Consider the following 15,883-nt stretch of genomic DNA (forward strand, 5'->3'; position numbering starts at 1 on the left):
AATAAAACTACAAACGATATTAAAAACCTTTAAAGGAAAAAATAAAAATTAAAATAAAAAAAAATAAAAAAAAAATTTTTTATTAATTTTAAATAAAATATAAAATAAAAAAAATAAATAAACTAAAATCAAAAACTATTTCTGAATGGCCTACAGACACTTAAGAGCCGCTTTATAACAAGGGCTCTAAAAAGCTGTCAACAAGCCACCCAGGCAAATGCGTACTAATGCGTGCTAATTCTTTCCTTAGAGTCAGACTCGCGTTTTTCATCCTTTGCAACTATCTCTGGAACCACATCAGGCAGCGGTTCCGGCGCGTATTGCAGCGCAATTTGCAGGACCTCGTCAATCCATTTAACCGGTTTAATCTGCAGATCTTGCTTGATATTGTCAGGAATTTCCTTCAGATCGCGTACGTTCTCTTCAGGAATGATCACGGTCTTGATCCCGCCACGGTGTGCAGCCAGCAGTTTTTCCTTCAGACCGCCGATCGCCAGCACTTGACCACGCAGGGTGATTTCGCCTGTCATGGCGACGTCCGCACGTACCGGGATCCCGGTCAATGCCGACACCAGGGCCGTGCACATGCCTACACCGGCGCTAGGGCCGTCTTTCGGGGTTGCCCCTTCCGGCATGTGGATGTGCGTGTCACGCTTCTCGTGGAAGTCCAGGGGGATCCCCAGGCTCTTCGCGCGGCTGCGGACAACGGTCAGCGCGGCGGTGATCGATTCGACCATCACATCGCCCAAAGAACCGGTCTTGATCAACTGACCTTTACCCGGCACGACAGCGGCTTCAATGGTCAGTAATTCGCCACCCACCTGAGTCCATGCCAATCCGGTCACCTGACCGATCTGATCCTGCGACTCTGCCAGACCGTAGCGGAATTTGCGCACACCGAGGAAGTGTTCCAGCATCTCGGCAGTGACCTTCACCGAGAAGCGTTTTTCCATTGCATGCTCTTTGACCGCCTTGCGGCAAACCTTGGCAATCTGGCGCTCCAGCCCACGTACACCGGCTTCGCGAGTGTAGTAGCGGATAATGTCGCGGATCGCTTCGGCGTCGAATTCCAGCTCGCCTTTCTTCAAGCCGTTGGCCGTAATCTGCTTGGGCGAAAGGTATTTGACGGCGATGTTGATCTTCTCGTCTTCGGTGTAGCCCGGCAGACGAATCACTTCCATCCGGTCGAGCAGCGCCGGCGGAATGTTCATGGAGTTCGAGGTGCAAAGGAACATCACATCGGACAGGTCGTAGTCGACTTCCAGATAGTGATCGTTGAAGTTGTGGTTCTGCTCGGGATCGAGCACTTCCAGCAACGCCGACGCCGGATCGCCACGCATGTCGCTGCCCATTTTGTCGATTTCGTCGAGCAGGAACAGCGGGTTGCGGACGCCCACTTTTGTCATTTTTTGAATCAATCTTCCTGGCATCGAACCGATATATGTCCGGCGATGACCACGAATTTCCGCTTCATCACGCACGCCACCGAGGGCCATACGGACGAATTTGCGGTTGGTGGCGTGAGCTATCGACTCTGCCAGAGAGGTTTTACCCACCCCTGGAGGACCAACCAGGCACAACACCGGACCGCGAATTTTCTTCACGCGCTTTTGCACGGCGAGGTATTCGAGGATCCGCTCTTTGACTTCTTCCAGACCGTAGTGGTCTGCATCGAGAATATCTTCTGCGCGGGCTAGGTCCAGACGCACTTTGCTCTGGGCCTTCCACGGCACCTGAACCAGCCAGTCGATGTACGAACGCACCACAGTCGCTTCCGCGGACATTGGCGACATTTGTTTCAGCTTGTTCAGCTCACCCTGGGCCTTGGCCAAGGCATCTTTCGGCAGGCCGGCGGCATCGATGCGCTTTTTCAGCTCTTCGATTTCGTTGTGGCCTTCGTCGCTGTCACCGAGCTCTTTCTGAATGGCCTTCATCTGCTCATTCAGGTAGTACTCGCGCTGGCTGCGCTCCATTTGTTTCTTGACGCGGCCGCGAATGCGTTTTTCGACTTGCAGCAGATCGATCTCGGCATCCAGCAACGCCAGAACGTGCTCGACCCGGGCCGACAAATCGATGATTTCGAGGATTTCCTGCTTCTGCTCGATCTTCAGGGCCATGTGAGCGGCCATGGTGTCGACCAGGCGACCTGGTTCGTCGATGCTGTTGAGCGACGAGAGGACTTCAGCCGGGACTTTCTTGCCCAGCTGCACATATTGTTCGAACTGAGCCAGCAGGCTGCGGACAAACACTTCCGACTCGCGCTCAGGCGCGTCGACTTCGTCGATCAGTGAGACTTCGGCACGGCAGTGGCCGTCCACTTCGCTGAAGCGCTCCACGGCGCCCCGCTGCTCGCCTTCGACCAAAACCTTGACCGTGCCATCAGGCAGCTTGAGCAGCTGCAGAACGGTCGCAATTGTACCTACGCGATAAAGTGCATCTTCACCGGGATCGTCGTCAGCAGGGTTTCTCTGAGCCAGCAGAAGGATCTGCTTGTCGCCCGTCATCGCAGCCTCGAGGGCTTCGATGGATTTCTCGCGCCCCACGAACAGCGGGATAACCATGTGCGGATAAACCACAACATCACGCAATGGCAGGAGAGGCAATTCGATGGTTGTCTTCATGATTTCGCCTCTACGGCGGCCATATGGCCGTAAACAGATGGAAGTAAGCTTGAAACCAAGATGGGGGCTGCTTTGAAAAAAAACAAGCGCAAAGAGGGTGTTAAAAACGCATTAAAAGAAAAGGGGCCCGAAGGCCCCTTCTTTATTCCAGCTGCCCGACGCTTAAGCGTCTGGCGCAGCCTTGGCAGCCGGCTCACTGTTTTCGTAGATATACAGTGGCTTGGACTTGCCTTCTATAACGCTTTCGTCGATCACTACTTTACTCACCTCGGACTGCGAGGGGATTTCATACATAGTGTCCAGTAATACGCCTTCGAGAATCGAACGCAGTCCACGGGCACCGGTCTTGCGTTCCAGGGCACGTTTGGCGACCGATTTCAGCGCGTCGGCCCGGAATTCCAGGTCCACACCTTCCATCTCGAACAGCTTGGCATACTGCTTGGTCAGAGCATTTTTCGGCTCGGTGAGAATCTGCATCAATGCAGCTTCATCAAGCTCGTCCAGCGTGGCAAGGACCGGCAGACGACCGACGAACTCCGGGATCAGACCGAACTTGACCAGATCGTCAGGCTCGACTTCACGCAGGGATTCACCGACTTTCTTGCCTTCTTCCTTGCTGCGCACCTCCGCGTTGAAACCAATGCCGCCCTTGGTGGAACGGTTTTGAATAACCTTTTCCAGACCGGAGAACGCACCACCGCAGATGAACAGGATGTTACGGGTGTCAACTTGAAGGAATTCCTGCTGCGGATGCTTGCGACCACCTTGCGGCGGAACGGAAGCGACCGTGCCTTCGATCAACTTGAGCAGGGCCTGCTGCACGCCTTCACCGGAAACGTCCCGGGTGATCGACGGGTTGTCAGACTTGCGCGAGATCTTGTCGATCTCATCGATATAGACAATGCCCATCTGGGCTTTTTCTACATCGTAATCGCACTTCTGCAGCAGCTTCTGAATGATGTTCTCGACATCTTCACCTACGTAACCCGCCTCGGTGAGGGTGGTTGCGTCGGCGATGGTGAACGGAACGTTCAGCAAGCGGGCCAGTGTTTCGGCAAGCAGGGTTTTACCCGAGCCTGTCGGGCCGATCAGCAAGATGTTGCTCTTGCCGAGTTCGACATCGTCATTCTTTTTGTCACGCTGGTTCAGGCGCTTGTAGTGGTTGTACACCGCTACGGCCAGAACCTTTTTCGCACGCTCCTGACCAATCACATACTGATCAAGGATGCCGCTGATTTCTTTAGGCGAAGGCAATTTATGCGCGCTGCTTTCGGCCTGGGCTTCCTGCACCTCCTCACGGATGATGTCATTGCACAGGTCGACGCACTCGTCGCAGATAAAGACCGAGGGGCCTTCAATCTTTTTGCGCACTTCATGCTGGCTTTTGCCACAGAAGGATCAATAGAGCAGCTTGCCGTTGTCCTCGCCGTTGCGGGTGTCAGTCATTCGTTCGATCCAAATCCGATAGGCTTGCAACACAAGATGAAGGCTATTGCGGGCTTTTTCAAGCCCGCTAGTGATCGGACGCGCCGACCAACCCTATTTTGAGCTGCTTATTTTAAGCGGGGCGCTGGTTGATCACTTCATCGATCAACCCGTATTCACGCGCTGCTTCTGCACTCATGAAATTATCGCGGTTGGTATCGCGTTCAATTTCTTCAAGAGTGTGCCCGCTATGCTTGGCCATCAGCGTGTTGAGACGCTCACGAATGAAGAGGATTTCCTTGGCATGGATTTCGATATCCGAAGCCTGGCCCTGGAAACCGCCCAGTGGCTGGTGAATCATCACACGCGAGTTCGGCAGGCAGTAACGCTTGCCGGGGGCACCGGCCGTCAGTAGAAACGCACCCATGCTGCACGCTTGACCGATACAGGTGGTCGACACGTTTGGCTTGATGAACTGCATGGTGTCATAGATCGACATGCCCGCTGTCACCGAACCGCCCGGGGAGTTGATATAGAGATGGATGTCCTTGTCCGGGTTTTCCGCTTCAAGGAACAGCAGTTGCGCACAAATCAGGTTGGCCATGTAGTCCTCTACCGGGCCAACCAGAAAAATCACTCGCTCCTTGAGAAGGCGCGAGTAGATGTCATAGGCGCGCTCGCCACGAGCAGACTGCTCGACAACCATCGGGACCAGGCCGCCAGCGGCCTGGATATCAGAGTTCTGCTGAATATACGAATTACGGAACATGCTCTGCAGTCACTCCCAAATAGTTATGTCTTGAATACGCATAAGCCAGCACGAAGGCTGGCTTATGGTGTGTGCTTCTTACCGCAAAAACGATCAGTCGGCTTGTGGAGCTTCTACCGGCTTGACTGCTTCTTCGTAAGAGACCGATTTGTCGGTCACGCTAGCTTTCTGCAGAACAGTATCCACAACTTGTTCTTCCAGCACAACCGAACGGACTTCGTTCAGTTGCTGGTCGTTCTTGTAGTACCAGGACACAACCTGCTCAGGCTCTTGGTAGGCCGAAGCCATTTCCTGAATCATTTCACGAACGCGGGCTTCGTCAGGCTTGAGGTCGAATTGCTTGACCACTTCAGCCACGATCAGACCCAGCACAACGCGGCGCTTGGCTTGTTCTTCGAACAGTTCGGCCGGCAGTTGGTCAGGCTTGATGTTGCCGCCGAACTGCTGAACAGCCTGCACGCGCAGACGGTCAACTTCGTTGGACAGCAGCGCCTTAGGCACTTCGATCGGGTTGGTGGCCAGCAGACCGTCCATTACCTGGTTCTTGACCTTGGATTTGATTGCCTGACGCAGCTCACGCTCCATGTTCTTGCGAACTTCGGTGCGGAAGCCTTCCAGGCCAGTTTCCTTGATGCCGAATTGAGCGAAGAATTCTTCGTTCAGCTCTGGCAGTTTTGGCTCGGAAACAGTGTTCACGGTCACGGTGAACTCAGCGGTTTTGCCCGCCAGGTCGAGGTTCTGATAGTCCTCTGGGAAGGTCAGGTTCAGAACGCGCTCTTCGCCGGCTTTAGCGCCAACCAGACCGTCTTCGAAACCAGGGATCATGCGGCCGGAACCCAGAACCAGCTGAGTACCTTTGGCAGAGCCGCCAGCGAACACTTCACCGTCGACCTTGCCAACGAAATCGATGTTCAGTTGGTCTTCGTTTTGAGCAGCGCGATCGGCCACTTCGAAACGGGTGTTCTGCTTGCGCAGCACGTCCAGCATCTTGTCCAGATCGGCGTCAGCCACGTCAGCGCTCAGGCGCTCTACGGTGATACCTTCGAAGCCAGCAACGGTGAACTCAGGGAACACTTCGAAGATGGCGACGTATTCGAGATCCTTGCCAGCTTCCATCGATTTAGGCTCGATCGAAGGAGCACCAGCCGGGTTCAGCTTCTGCTCGACAACAGCTTCGTAGAAGGAAGACTGGATCACATCGCCTACGGCTTCCTGACGCGCATCAGCGCCGAAACGGCGCTTGATTTCGCTCATTGGCACTTTGCCTGGACGGAAGCCAGCAATCTTGGCCTTTTGGGCAGTCTGCTGCAGACGCTTGTTGACCTGAGTCTCGATGCGCTCAGCCGGCACGGTGATGCTCATGCGGCGCTCAAGAGCAGAAGTATTTTCAACAGAAACTTGCATGGATATTCCTCGTTGCACAGACGTTAGCCGGCCGTTTCCGACCCCAGAATCAAGGGCATGCATTCTAGTGGGTCAAACTCAAGAAGTCACCCTACTGAAAACGGGTAAAAAAGCAGCAGGCAATTTATAGGAGAGGGACAAACGGTTGTGCCTCGCCCAGTTAGCAAATACAGCCAGTCACGCCAGGGCTCTGCACCAATCCTTCTATATATAGAAGAAGTTGCCAATCATCTCCCTGACAGCCGATCTTGCGAGCAAGGCCGGCGGGCGGCACGGCATCATCGAGAAACATAAATACGACGAAACACCCCACCCCTGCGACCCAGGACATGCAGCCGCTTGACACTCGAACCGCTAAAACAAAAAAGGCGCCAGACTGTTAAATCTGGCGCCTCTCGAAATATGGGGTGGACGAAGGGGATCGAACCCTCGACAACGGGAGTCACAATCCCGTGCTCTACCAACTGAGCTACGCCCACCATATTGCCTTGCAAAGAAGCCAAACAACTCCTTTGCTGCGCCCCAACCAAGCCAACTGGCTTGTGTGAAGCTTTATTTGGTGCGGATGAAGAGACTCGAACTCTTACACCTTGCGGCGCTGGAACCTAAATCCAGTGTGTCTACCAATTCCACCACATCCGCGGTTTGAAGCTGTTAAAGCAAAGGCGCCAGACTGTTAATCTGGCGCCTTTCGAAATATGGGGTGGACGAAGGGGATCGAACCCTCGACAACGGGAGTCACAATCCCGTGCTCTACCAACTGAGCTACGCCCACCATATTGCGCTACTTGTGCCAAAGCTGCCTAATGGCGCACCCGGCAGGACTCGAACCTGCGACCATCCGCTTAGAAGGCGGATGCTCTATCCAGCTGAGCTACGGGCGCCTTATTAATCTGTACTCTTGGAGGACTACAAACTAAGAGCTTTCCAGTCTCGCAGAACCTGAATTCCGCTTGACCTTCTCATCCAGTGCTAGGCTGTGCCCGACAAGTGCGACGAATAGTATAGAGCGCCCCGAAGGCCGTCAAATCCTTTTTATAAAAAATTCATTTAATTAAAGGGCTTAGACGAATTTGCAGACCAAGCGCCTTTGCCCTCACCTCATGACATGCGAGAATGCGTTCTCTTTTTTTCCCCTCTCGATGGTTAATCACGCGCAATGACTGCACAACTAATCGACGGCAAATCGATCGCCGCCAGCCTGCGCCAGCAGATCGCCAAACGAGTCACCGAGCGTCGCGAGCAAGGCCTGCGCACACCGGGCCTCGCGGTGATCCTGGTCGGCAGCGATCCTGCCTCTCAGGTTTATGTCTCGCACAAGCGTAAAGACTGTGAAGAGGTCGGCTTCATTTCCCAAGCCTACGACCTGCCTTCCGAAACCACTCAAGAAGCACTGACCGATCTGATCGATCGCCTGAACGACGACCCGGCAATTGACGGCGTCCTGCTTCAGCTTCCTTTACCTGAACACCTGGATGCCTCCAAGTTGCTGGAGCGCATTCGTCCAGATAAAGACGTCGACGGTTTCCACCCTTACAACGTCGGCCGCCTGGCCCAGCGCATCCCGTTGCTGCGCCCATGCACCCCCAAAGGCATCATGACCCTGCTGGAAAGCACCGGTGCTGACCTTTACGGGATGGACGCCGTGGTTGTCGGAGCCTCCAACATTGTTGGCCGTCCGATGGCGATGGAATTGCTGCTCGCCGGCTGCACCGTGACCGTCACCCACCGCTTCACCAAGGATCTGGCCGGCCACGTCGGCCGTGCCGATCTGGTCGTCGTCGCCGCCGGCAAGCCGGGCCTGGTCAAAGGTGAGTGGATCAAGGAAGGCGCGATCGTGATCGACGTTGGTATCAATCGCCAGGAAGACGGCAAACTGGTCGGCGACGTGATCTACGAAACCGCCCTGCCCCGCGCTGGCTGGATCACGCCGGTACCGGGTGGTGTCGGCCCGATGACGCGTGCCTGCCTGCTGGAAAACACGCTGTACGCGGCAGAAACACTGCACAGCTGATCGCTCGCTGCGAAGTAAGCGATGAACAAAAGAACCCCGCCAATGGCGGGGTTCTTTTTGCCTGAAGTGAAAGATCGACCATCCGCCGGAAAATGACTTTTTTTTCACGTTCCCAAGGACTTTCACGTCCTCCTTGAACAACCATCGACAGTTATTCAGCCATACTCCAGAATGTCGCGCTTTTACGAAATGGCCCGTTACATAACGGCCTATCAACACCTTATGAGTCTGCCAGCGTGAAAATCCGTCTTTCCATCCTGAGCCTATTTTTCGCAATTACAGGGACGTTCATCACGCCAATCACCAGCGCCGCGGAGACCACCGCGGCACCCCGAGACACGAAACAACTCAAGCTCGCTTCCGGCAGCTCTTTGTTGCTGGATATGCAGACCAACAAAGTCATCTATGCCAGCAATCCCGATGTGGTTGTCCCTATCGCCTCCGTCAGCAAATTGATGACTGGCCTGATCGTGGTTGAAGCCAGGCAGAACATGGACGAGTACATCAATATCAACATCAGCGACACGCCAGAAATGAAAGGCGTGTTTTCCCGAGTCAAACTCAAAAGCGAATTGCCGCGCAGGGAAATGCTGCTGATCGCCCTGATGTCCTCGGAAAACCGTGCAGCGGCGAGCCTGGCCCATCACTATCCGGGTGGCTACGTCGCATTCATTGCCGCGATGAACGCCAAGGCCAAGGCGCTGGGAATGACCAGCACGCACTTCGTCGAGCCGACGGGCCTCTCCCCTCGTAACGTCTCTACTGCCCGCGACCTGAGCAAATTGCTGATCGCCGCGCACAAGTACCCGTTATTGACCGAGTTGAGTACCACCAAGGAAAAAACCGTCACGTTCCGCAAGCCCAACTACAGCCTGGGTTTCCGTAACACCGACCATTTGGTCCGCAAGCCAAACTGGGACATCAAGCTGACCAAGACCGGGTTCACCAATGAAGCCGGTCACTGCCTGGTGTTGGTGACCAGCATGGGCAATCGCCAGGTGGCGCTGGTGATCCTCGATGCCTTCGGCAAGTACACGCATTTTGCCGATGCCGCCCGCATCCGCAGCTGGGTGGAAACCGGCAAAGGCGCAGACGTGCCTTCAGTGGCCTTGCAGTACAAGTCGGACAAGAACCTCAAGCACCGTCAGAGCGGTGTGGTTGAAGCTTCAAAGTAAGTCAGAAACAAAAAAACGAAGCCCCGATCATTCGGGGCTTTTTTCCGTCTGGCGTTAATCGTTGGGCAACGGCATCTGATCGTCATCCGGAATGCCATCCCCGGCGCTTGGATCTTTCATGCCATGGGGATGCTCCGTCGGCACCACCATCGGACGCGCCAAAGGATCCCTTAACGGGTCGTTCGGATCCATCACCGGATCAATGCCCTCTTCGGGCGTTGTGGGAACACTGTCCGGACGTTTGTCGTTGAAACTCGAATCAGTAGACATACGCACCTCACCAGGGGTTAGGGTTTCAGATCAGCAAGTGGGTCGTAAGGCTTCGCCGGAGCCTTGGGATTGTCGCCGGGCTTTACATCCCTGGGCGCCTTGGCAGGCCCGATGGGATCGACCTGAGGGTCGGCGAGGTCCGGTGAATCGGGGTCGAACCCCAACTCGTCGCCCGAAGAATGCTCGGATGAATGCGGGCCGTCGGGGGTATTGGAATGTGCCATGGGACGCCTCCTGGGATCTGGGCCGGAGAAACCGGGCCTTGTCCTTTAGAGACCAGGCGTGCCCGGCGGTGCCGCGCACATGACGAACGGAAATTTATTGTGCGGTCAGCGCCTTCTTCGCACGTGCAGCGGCCTGTTCCTGACCGGCCTGGCCAAGATCGCTCGCCGCCTTCAGCCAGCGTTGCTGATCGACGTTGGCAGGTATCTGATCGGGCTTCTGGACGAGTACCGCCCAGCCGCCAGCGTCCTTGAAAGAGGACTCAAAAGAACTGAAGCTCATCAAATACCGGCGGTTCATGCCGGCACGCAGCAACACCGTCTGCTTCTGGCGATTGTAACCGGCGAGAATGGCGTAACGCGGCTCCGCCCAGAGCGCCGAGCCTTCGGTGAAGCGCATCATCACCGGATAGCCGGCCGCAACCTGGGTCAACAGCGCCGGCAAATTGCTGTCGAGGGGATAAACCACCATCCCGTACTCACGAGCAAGGTTTTGCATGTTCTGCTGCAACCGGGCCTCGGCGCCCGGCAAGTGCAAGGGTTTTTCGAGCAGCCCGGGCGTAATCACGACGCCCTGCTGTGCCAGCATGCTGGCCAGTACCTGTGGTCCGCTCTGATAGTCCTGGCCACGGTAGAACGTGCCGCTGAGTTCGACACGTTCCGGCAGCCGCTTGATCTCCGGCGCCACACTCCCCGCGCATCCTGCCAAACCTGCAACGCAGCCGACAATCAGCGCCGCCGTTCGAATTCGAGAAAATACCCGCACGATCATCACTCTCTTGATTCAGACGCCAGGCAACACACTCCCGGCTTGGCCGTCGATCATAGGACGCCACGCGGCGCCGGTATAGCCTTACCCAGCAGTTGCGTGCATTCGATAGAGCGAACTGGTTGATGACAGCCGACCTTTGATCAATAGCCTGAAACACAGCAGCGACTAGACTGTCATTTGCAGAGAGTGTGTGCCCGAGGCAGGGCAAAGAGGAGGCACTGATGAGCCTGACAATGACAATCGTGATGCTGATTTCCGGCTGGCTGGCCGTGGCCGCCGCCATGTTGTGGGGCGTTTTGCGGATTACCCGTCGGCACCATCACCACCCCGTTCAATCGGCGCCTTTGGCCAAGACCGATAAACCACCGGTACGTCACGCGCCCGCGCACTGATCGTTTCGGATTCGCAAACAAAAAAAACGGCCGCCTGGGCTCTTTCGAGCGCAGGCGGCCGTTTCGTTTTTCGCGGGTTAAGCTTCAGCCGCGATTTTCTTCTGCTTGGCCCGACGCGACATCATGTTCAAGCCTTCGATGGTCGCCGAGAAGGCCATGGCCGCATAGACGTAGCCCTTAGGCACGTGAGCACCGAAACCTTCCGCGATCAGCGTCATGCCGATCATGATCAGGAAGCCCAGCGCCAGCATCACCACCGTCGGGTTGTCGTTGATGAATTTGGCCAGAGGATCAGCCGCCAACAACATCACCAGCACCGACACCACCACAGCGATGATCATGATCGGCAAATGCTCGGTCATGCCCACGGCGGTAATGATGCTGTCGATGGAAAACACCATGTCCAGCATCAGGATCTGACCGATCGCGGCAGCAAAGCCCAGGGTTACGGTCGAGGTCGCCGACTTCGGATCATCCGGTGCCGGGTCCATGCTGTGATGGATCTCGGTGGTCGCCTTCCACAACAGGAACAGGCCACCGGCGATCAGGATCATGTCTTTCCAGGAGAACGCGTGGCCGAGAATATCGATCACCGGCTCGGTCAGCTGGACGATGAACGCGATGGTGCTCAGCAGGCCCAGTCGCAGAATCAGCGCCATGCCGATACCGATACGGCGTGCTTTCTGCCGATGCTGCTCGGGCAGCTTATTGGTCAGGATCGAGATGAAGATCAGATTATCGATGCCGAGCACGATTTCCATCACGATCAAAGTGGCCAGGGCGACCCAGGCGGTGGGGCTTGCAGCAAGTTCTAAAAGGTATTCCATGGGTCAGTCCTGACTCGTTGTAGACGGTTTAGATTTCCTGGGACGAAGATTCGGTTTTCTGCTTGTCTTCGCCCGATGATTCTTTCTTGCTGATCAGGCCGCCGGTGGCATCACTGATCGCTTGTTCGGCGGCTTTATGGGTGTCGTCGATCGCCTGTTTGGCGCTTTCGGCAGCCTTGCCCATCAATTGCTGAGCGCTTTTCTCGGCCTGGTCGCAACCGGCCAATACCAGTAAAGACGCAATCAACAGTGCCGTGGTCTTAAGCTTCATGATGCTTTCCTCGATAGAACAAAACGGGCCGAAACGATGGCCCGTTGATAGCGAGGCATTCTAGGGAGGCAAACACTTCAGGAAAATTCGTATTTTTAGCGGTTATACTTCGGTTTTTACGAACTGTAGGCCGTCATGCTCAACTATCGGCAATTGCATTACTTCTGGGTGGTGGCCAAGACCGGCAGCATCGTGCGTGCTTGCGAGCAACTGAACCTGACGCCCCAGACCATCAGCGGGCAGATTTCCCTGCTCGAACAAACCTATGGCATCGAACTGTTTCGACGGGTCGGGCGGCAACTTGAGCTGACGGAGGCCGGCCGTCAGACCCTGCCCTTCGCCGAGCAGATGTTTCAGCTGGGCGGCGAACTGGAATTGATGCTGCGGGCGCAACCCAACGAACAGCAGATCCTGTTCCGGGTGGGCGTGGCGGATGTGGTGCCCAAATCCATCGTCTATCGCCTGATCGCGCCGACCATGGAACTGAGCGAACCGCTGCGCATCACCTGTCGCGAAGACAAACTCGAACGGTTGCTCGCCGACCTGGCGATCCAGCGGCTGGACCTGGTGATTTCCGACAGCCCGATGCCCTCGCACCTGGACATCAAGGGCTACAGCCAGAAACTCGGGGAATGCGGGATCAGCTTTTTCGCCACCGCTGAACTGGCAGCGCAGTACGGTCAGGATTTCCCCCGCAGCCTGCACGGCGCACCGCTGCTGATTCCCGGGCCGGAAACCGTGGTGCGCAGTCGCTTGCAGCGCTGGTTTGCCGAGCAGCAGATCCAGCCGCGCATCGTCGGCGAGTTCGACGACAGCGCCTTGATGCAGGCATTCGGTCAATCGGGCAGTGGGATTTTCATCGGCCCGAGCGTGATTGCCGACGAGGTGAAACGCCAATACGGCGTGGAGTTGATTGGCCAGACCGACGCCGTGACGGAGTCGTTCTACGCCATTTCAGTGGAACGCAAGGTCCAGCACCCCGGCATTGTGGCGATTACCGAAGGTGCCCGACGCGAGCTGTTCACCGAGCTGTGAAGGTCAGGCGCAGATTTCGCGCGGCTTCATGGTCATCAGCGCCATGGCCAGGAGAATCGAAACCAGGATAAACGCGGCCGCCGCAAAACCCAGCCCACCCAGGCCAACGCTGTCGATCACGCGTCCGCCGACCATCGCGCCCAGGCCAATCCCGAGATTGGCCCCGGCGATGTTCAGCGACGCAGCAAAGGCCGGCGCTTCGGGCGCGGCTTTCATCAATCGCACATGACTGACCAGGAACAACGCCGCCTGAGTCACGCCCCAAATCCCCATCGCCGCCGCCAGACCCAGTGGCGAATGAATGTTCGGCACCAACGCCACCATGCCGGCGATCATGAACGCGCAGAACATCATCGAAGCCATCAGCGGATGACGATCCACCGCACGGCCGCCCAACGAGTTGCCGATCAGACCGACCGCGCCGAAGCCCATCAGGCACCAGCCGACCACCGTGCCGTTGAAACCGGCGAGACGCTCAAGGATGTCCGCCAGGTAGGTGTAAGCGGTGAACATGCCGCTGAACACCAGGATCGACAGCAGCACATGGCCCAGCATCAACGGGCTGCGCAAGATCTTGAACTGCGAACGGAAGCTCACCTGATGCTGATGCAGGTTGGTTTTCGGCAGGTAGATAAACAGCAGCAACGCCTTGGCAAACGCGATCACCGCCAGAATGCCAAAGGCACTGCGCCAGCCGAACGCGTCGGAAATCAGCGTGCCGACCGGAATGCCGAACACCGTGGCGCAGACAATGCCGAACCCGATCTTGGCGATGGCGCGCCCGGCAAAATCCGGCCCGACGATGTCCACGGCGGTTTCACTGGCCAGCGCCCAGAACACCGGCAGCCCCAACGCAGGGATCAAGCGGGCGATGGCCATCACCCAGATGTTCGGCGCAAACGCCGCGAGTGTGTTGGCCAGGCCGAACATGATCAGCACCGAGATGAACAGCTTGCGCCGCTCGAACCTTGCGAAGTACGCGGTCAGGAACGGCCCGAACGCGGCGACGGTGAAGGCGAACAGGGTCACCAGCAATCCCGCTTGGGGGATGCTGACTTCAAGGTCTCGGGCAATCGCCGGCAACAGGCCGACGATGATGAACTCCGTGGTCAGCACGGTAAAACCGGCGGCCGACAACAGAAGGATGGGCAACAGCATGCAGAACTCCAGAAAACAACGACACCAGCGATAGCCCGAAGGCCCACTGGCATGACTTGAAAATGAGGATGCGCAATCTTAACAGAGTGTTTCCGATCAGGGTTGCACGAACCTGCCGATCTCGTTGATCACGCGGGCGGCAGATCGTCACAGGTCTGAAGGATGAAGACCACGCTGTGATAAAGTCCGCGCCCTGCGATACGTACACCCTGTTCATCGGCCAGTCATTGGCATTGATGTCGCGATACCCCCGCACCTAATAATCAGAGATGCCGTTTTATGACTGCTCCATCCCCCTCGCTATTGCAACGCTTGAAAAGCCTGAGCCTGGTCTCGCAAATCATCATCGGCCTGATCGCCGGGATTGCCCTGGCGCTGATCGCGCCTGAGGTGGCGAAATCCACGGCGTTCATCGGCAAGGTCTTCGTGGCGGCGCTGAAAGCCGTCGCACCGATTCTGGTGTTCGTGCTGGTCATGGCCTCGATCGCCAACCATAAGCACGGCCAGGAAACCCACATCCGGCCGATTCTGTTTTTGTACCTGCTGGGTACGTTTGCTGCCGCAGTGGTCGCCGTCGTTGCCAGCATGATGTTTCCGTCCAGTCTGGTGCTGTCCACCCATGACGTCACGGTAACCGCGCCGGGCGGCATCAGCGAAGTGCTGCAAAGTCTGCTGCTCAGCGTGGTCGACAACCCGGTCAGTGCGCTGATGAACGCCAACTTCATCGGCATCCTGGCCTGGGCGATTGGCATGGGCGTTGCGATTCGCCATGCCGGCGACACGACTCGTGAGGTGCTCGGCGACCTGTCCAATGGCGTGACCCTGATCGTGCGCCTGGTGATTCGTTTCGCGCCTCTGGGGATCTTCGGCCTCGTCGCGTCGACCCTCGCCACCTCCGGCTTCGGCGCGTTGATCGGTTACCTGCATCTGCTCGCCGTGCTGCTGGGCTGCATGCTGTTTGTGGCGCTGGTGATGAACCCGGTGATTGTGTTCTGGAAACTGCGTCGCAATCCGTATCCGCTGGTGCTGACCTGCCTGCGGGAAAGTGGCATCACCGCGTTCTTTACCCGCAGCTCGGCGGCGAATATTCCGGTCAATCTGGAATTGAGCAAGCGCCTGGGCCTGCACGAAGACACCTATTCGGTGTCGATCCCGCTCGGCGCCACCATCAACATGGCCGGCGCGGCGATCACCATCACCGTGCTGACCCTGGCGGCCGTGCATACCTTGGGCATCGCCGTGGATATCCCGACGGCCATTCTGCTCAGTGTGGTGGCGGCGATCTGCGCGTGTGGCGCTTCAGGCGTGGCCGGCGGTTCGTTGTTGCTGATTCCGCTGGCGTGCAGCCTGTTTGGTATTCCGAGTGAAATCGCCATGCAGGTGGTGGCGGTGGGTTTCATTATTGGTGTGTTGCAGGATTCTGCGGAGACTGCGCTGAACTCCTCCACTGACGTGCTATTCACTGCCGCGGCTTGCCTCGGTGAAGAAGCGAAAGCAGAACGTCTGGCGTAACACCGCCCCTTGTAGGA

General features: G+C 56.7%; 13 protein-coding genes, 4 tRNA genes and 2 pseudogenes. 5 read left to right on the plus strand and 14 right to left on the minus strand.

The features are described 5' to 3' along the window. Nucleotides 1–224 precede the first annotated feature (224 nt). The 8 genes and pseudogenes from lon to ACIQV9_RS19895 all read right to left on the minus strand — a co-directional run bounded on the left by lon (nt 225) and on the right by ACIQV9_RS19895 (nt 7,103). The gene (gene lon / locus ACIQV9_RS19860; RefSeq protein ID WP_007946894.1) at nt 225–2,621 is read right to left on the minus strand and encodes an endopeptidase La; all 2,397 of its coding nucleotides are present in this window, start codon (nt 2,619–2,621) and stop codon (nt 225–227) included. Between the two features lie 162 nt (nt 2,622–2,783). Continuing rightward, nucleotides 2,784–4,067, minus strand: a pseudogene (clpX, locus tag ACIQV9_RS19865) (ATP-dependent Clp protease ATP-binding subunit ClpX). 112 nt (nt 4,068–4,179) lie between these two features. Next, a complete protein-coding gene (clpP, locus tag ACIQV9_RS19870) occupies nt 4,180–4,815 on the minus strand; it encodes an ATP-dependent Clp endopeptidase proteolytic subunit ClpP (protein WP_219097672.1) in 636 nt (211 codons plus the stop codon). A 93-nt stretch (nt 4,816–4,908) separates the two neighbouring features. Further along, nucleotides 4,909–6,219, minus strand: a complete 1,311-nt coding sequence (gene tig / locus ACIQV9_RS19875) for a trigger factor (protein WP_403104726.1) — start codon at nt 6,217–6,219, stop codon at nt 4,909–4,911. Nucleotides 6,220–6,622: 403 nt separating this feature from the next. Continuing rightward, nucleotides 6,623–6,698 (minus strand) — tRNA-His (locus ACIQV9_RS19880). Between the two features lie 78 nt (nt 6,699–6,776). Continuing rightward, a tRNA-Leu gene (locus ACIQV9_RS19885) sits at nt 6,777–6,861 on the minus strand. Between the two features lie 57 nt (nt 6,862–6,918). Continuing rightward, nucleotides 6,919–6,994, minus strand: a tRNA-His gene (locus ACIQV9_RS19890). A gap of 32 nt (nt 6,995–7,026) precedes the next feature. Continuing rightward, nucleotides 7,027–7,103, minus strand: a tRNA-Arg gene (locus ACIQV9_RS19895). Nucleotides 7,104–7,378: 275 nt separating this feature from the next. Here ACIQV9_RS19895 and folD point away from each other — a divergent pair. Next, the gene (folD, locus tag ACIQV9_RS19900) at nt 7,379–8,233 is read left to right on the plus strand and encodes a bifunctional methylenetetrahydrofolate dehydrogenase/methenyltetrahydrofolate cyclohydrolase FolD (protein ID WP_403104728.1); all 855 of its coding nucleotides are present in this window, start codon (nt 7,379–7,381) and stop codon (nt 8,231–8,233) included. 236 nt (nt 8,234–8,469) lie between these two features. After that, nucleotides 8,470–9,408, plus strand: a complete 939-nt coding sequence (pbpG, locus tag ACIQV9_RS19905) for a D-alanyl-D-alanine endopeptidase (protein ID WP_403104731.1) — start codon at nt 8,470–8,472, stop codon at nt 9,406–9,408. Nucleotides 9,409–9,462: 54 nt separating this feature from the next. Here the strand turns inward: pbpG and ACIQV9_RS19910 are convergent, their stop codons facing one another. The 3 genes and pseudogenes from ACIQV9_RS19910 to ACIQV9_RS19920 all read right to left on the minus strand — a co-directional run bounded on the left by ACIQV9_RS19910 (nt 9,463) and on the right by ACIQV9_RS19920 (nt 10,725). Further along, nucleotides 9,463–9,678, minus strand: a complete 216-nt coding sequence (locus ACIQV9_RS19910) for a hypothetical protein (RefSeq protein ID WP_403104733.1) — start codon at nt 9,676–9,678, stop codon at nt 9,463–9,465. Nucleotides 9,679–9,695: 17 nt separating this feature from the next. Next, entirely contained in the window at nt 9,696–9,902 is a 207-nt protein-coding gene (locus ACIQV9_RS19915) for a DUF6021 family protein (protein WP_010458694.1), read from the minus strand. Nucleotides 9,903–9,996: 94 nt separating this feature from the next. Further along, nucleotides 9,997–10,725 (minus strand): annotated as a pseudogene (locus tag ACIQV9_RS19920) (peptidase C39 family protein). A 167-nt stretch (nt 10,726–10,892) separates the two neighbouring features. Between ACIQV9_RS19920 and ACIQV9_RS19925 the strand changes: the two are divergent. Then, nucleotides 10,893–11,063 carry a hypothetical protein gene (locus ACIQV9_RS19925; protein ID WP_403104737.1) on the plus strand — a complete coding sequence of 57 codons (171 nt, stop codon included), beginning with the start codon at nt 10,893–10,895 and terminating at the stop codon, nt 11,061–11,063. A gap of 77 nt (nt 11,064–11,140) precedes the next feature. Here ACIQV9_RS19925 and ACIQV9_RS19930 read toward each other — a convergent pair whose 3' ends face one another. Continuing rightward, nucleotides 11,141–11,890 (minus strand): TerC family protein, encoded by a 750-nt coding sequence (locus ACIQV9_RS19930; protein WP_131061957.1) that lies wholly within the window; start codon nt 11,888–11,890, stop codon nt 11,141–11,143. Between the two features lie 28 nt (nt 11,891–11,918). Next, the gene (locus ACIQV9_RS19935) at nt 11,919–12,161 is read right to left on the minus strand and encodes a hypothetical protein (RefSeq protein WP_403104740.1); all 243 of its coding nucleotides are present in this window, start codon (nt 12,159–12,161) and stop codon (nt 11,919–11,921) included. Nucleotides 12,162–12,296: 135 nt separating this feature from the next. Between ACIQV9_RS19935 and nhaR the strand changes: the two genes are divergently transcribed. Continuing rightward, nucleotides 12,297–13,196 (plus strand): transcriptional activator NhaR, encoded by a 900-nt coding sequence (nhaR, locus tag ACIQV9_RS19940; protein WP_403104743.1) that lies wholly within the window; start codon nt 12,297–12,299, stop codon nt 13,194–13,196. Between the two features lie 3 nt (nt 13,197–13,199). Here nhaR and ACIQV9_RS19945 read toward each other — a convergent pair whose 3' ends face one another. After that, entirely contained in the window at nt 13,200–14,354 is a 1,155-nt protein-coding gene (locus ACIQV9_RS19945) for an MFS transporter (protein ID WP_403104746.1), read from the minus strand. A 279-nt stretch (nt 14,355–14,633) separates the two neighbouring features. Between ACIQV9_RS19945 and sstT the strand changes: the two genes are divergently transcribed. Beyond that, a complete protein-coding gene (gene sstT / locus ACIQV9_RS19950) occupies nt 14,634–15,866 on the plus strand; it encodes a serine/threonine transporter SstT (RefSeq protein ID WP_403104749.1) in 1,233 nt (410 codons plus the stop codon). Nucleotides 15,867–15,883: the final 17 nt, after the last annotated feature.

The sequence above is a fragment of the Pseudomonas sp. NPDC099000 genome, assembly GCF_044759925.1.
In the GTDB taxonomy this organism is placed as follows: Bacteria; Pseudomonadota; Gammaproteobacteria; order Pseudomonadales; family Pseudomonadaceae; genus Aquipseudomonas.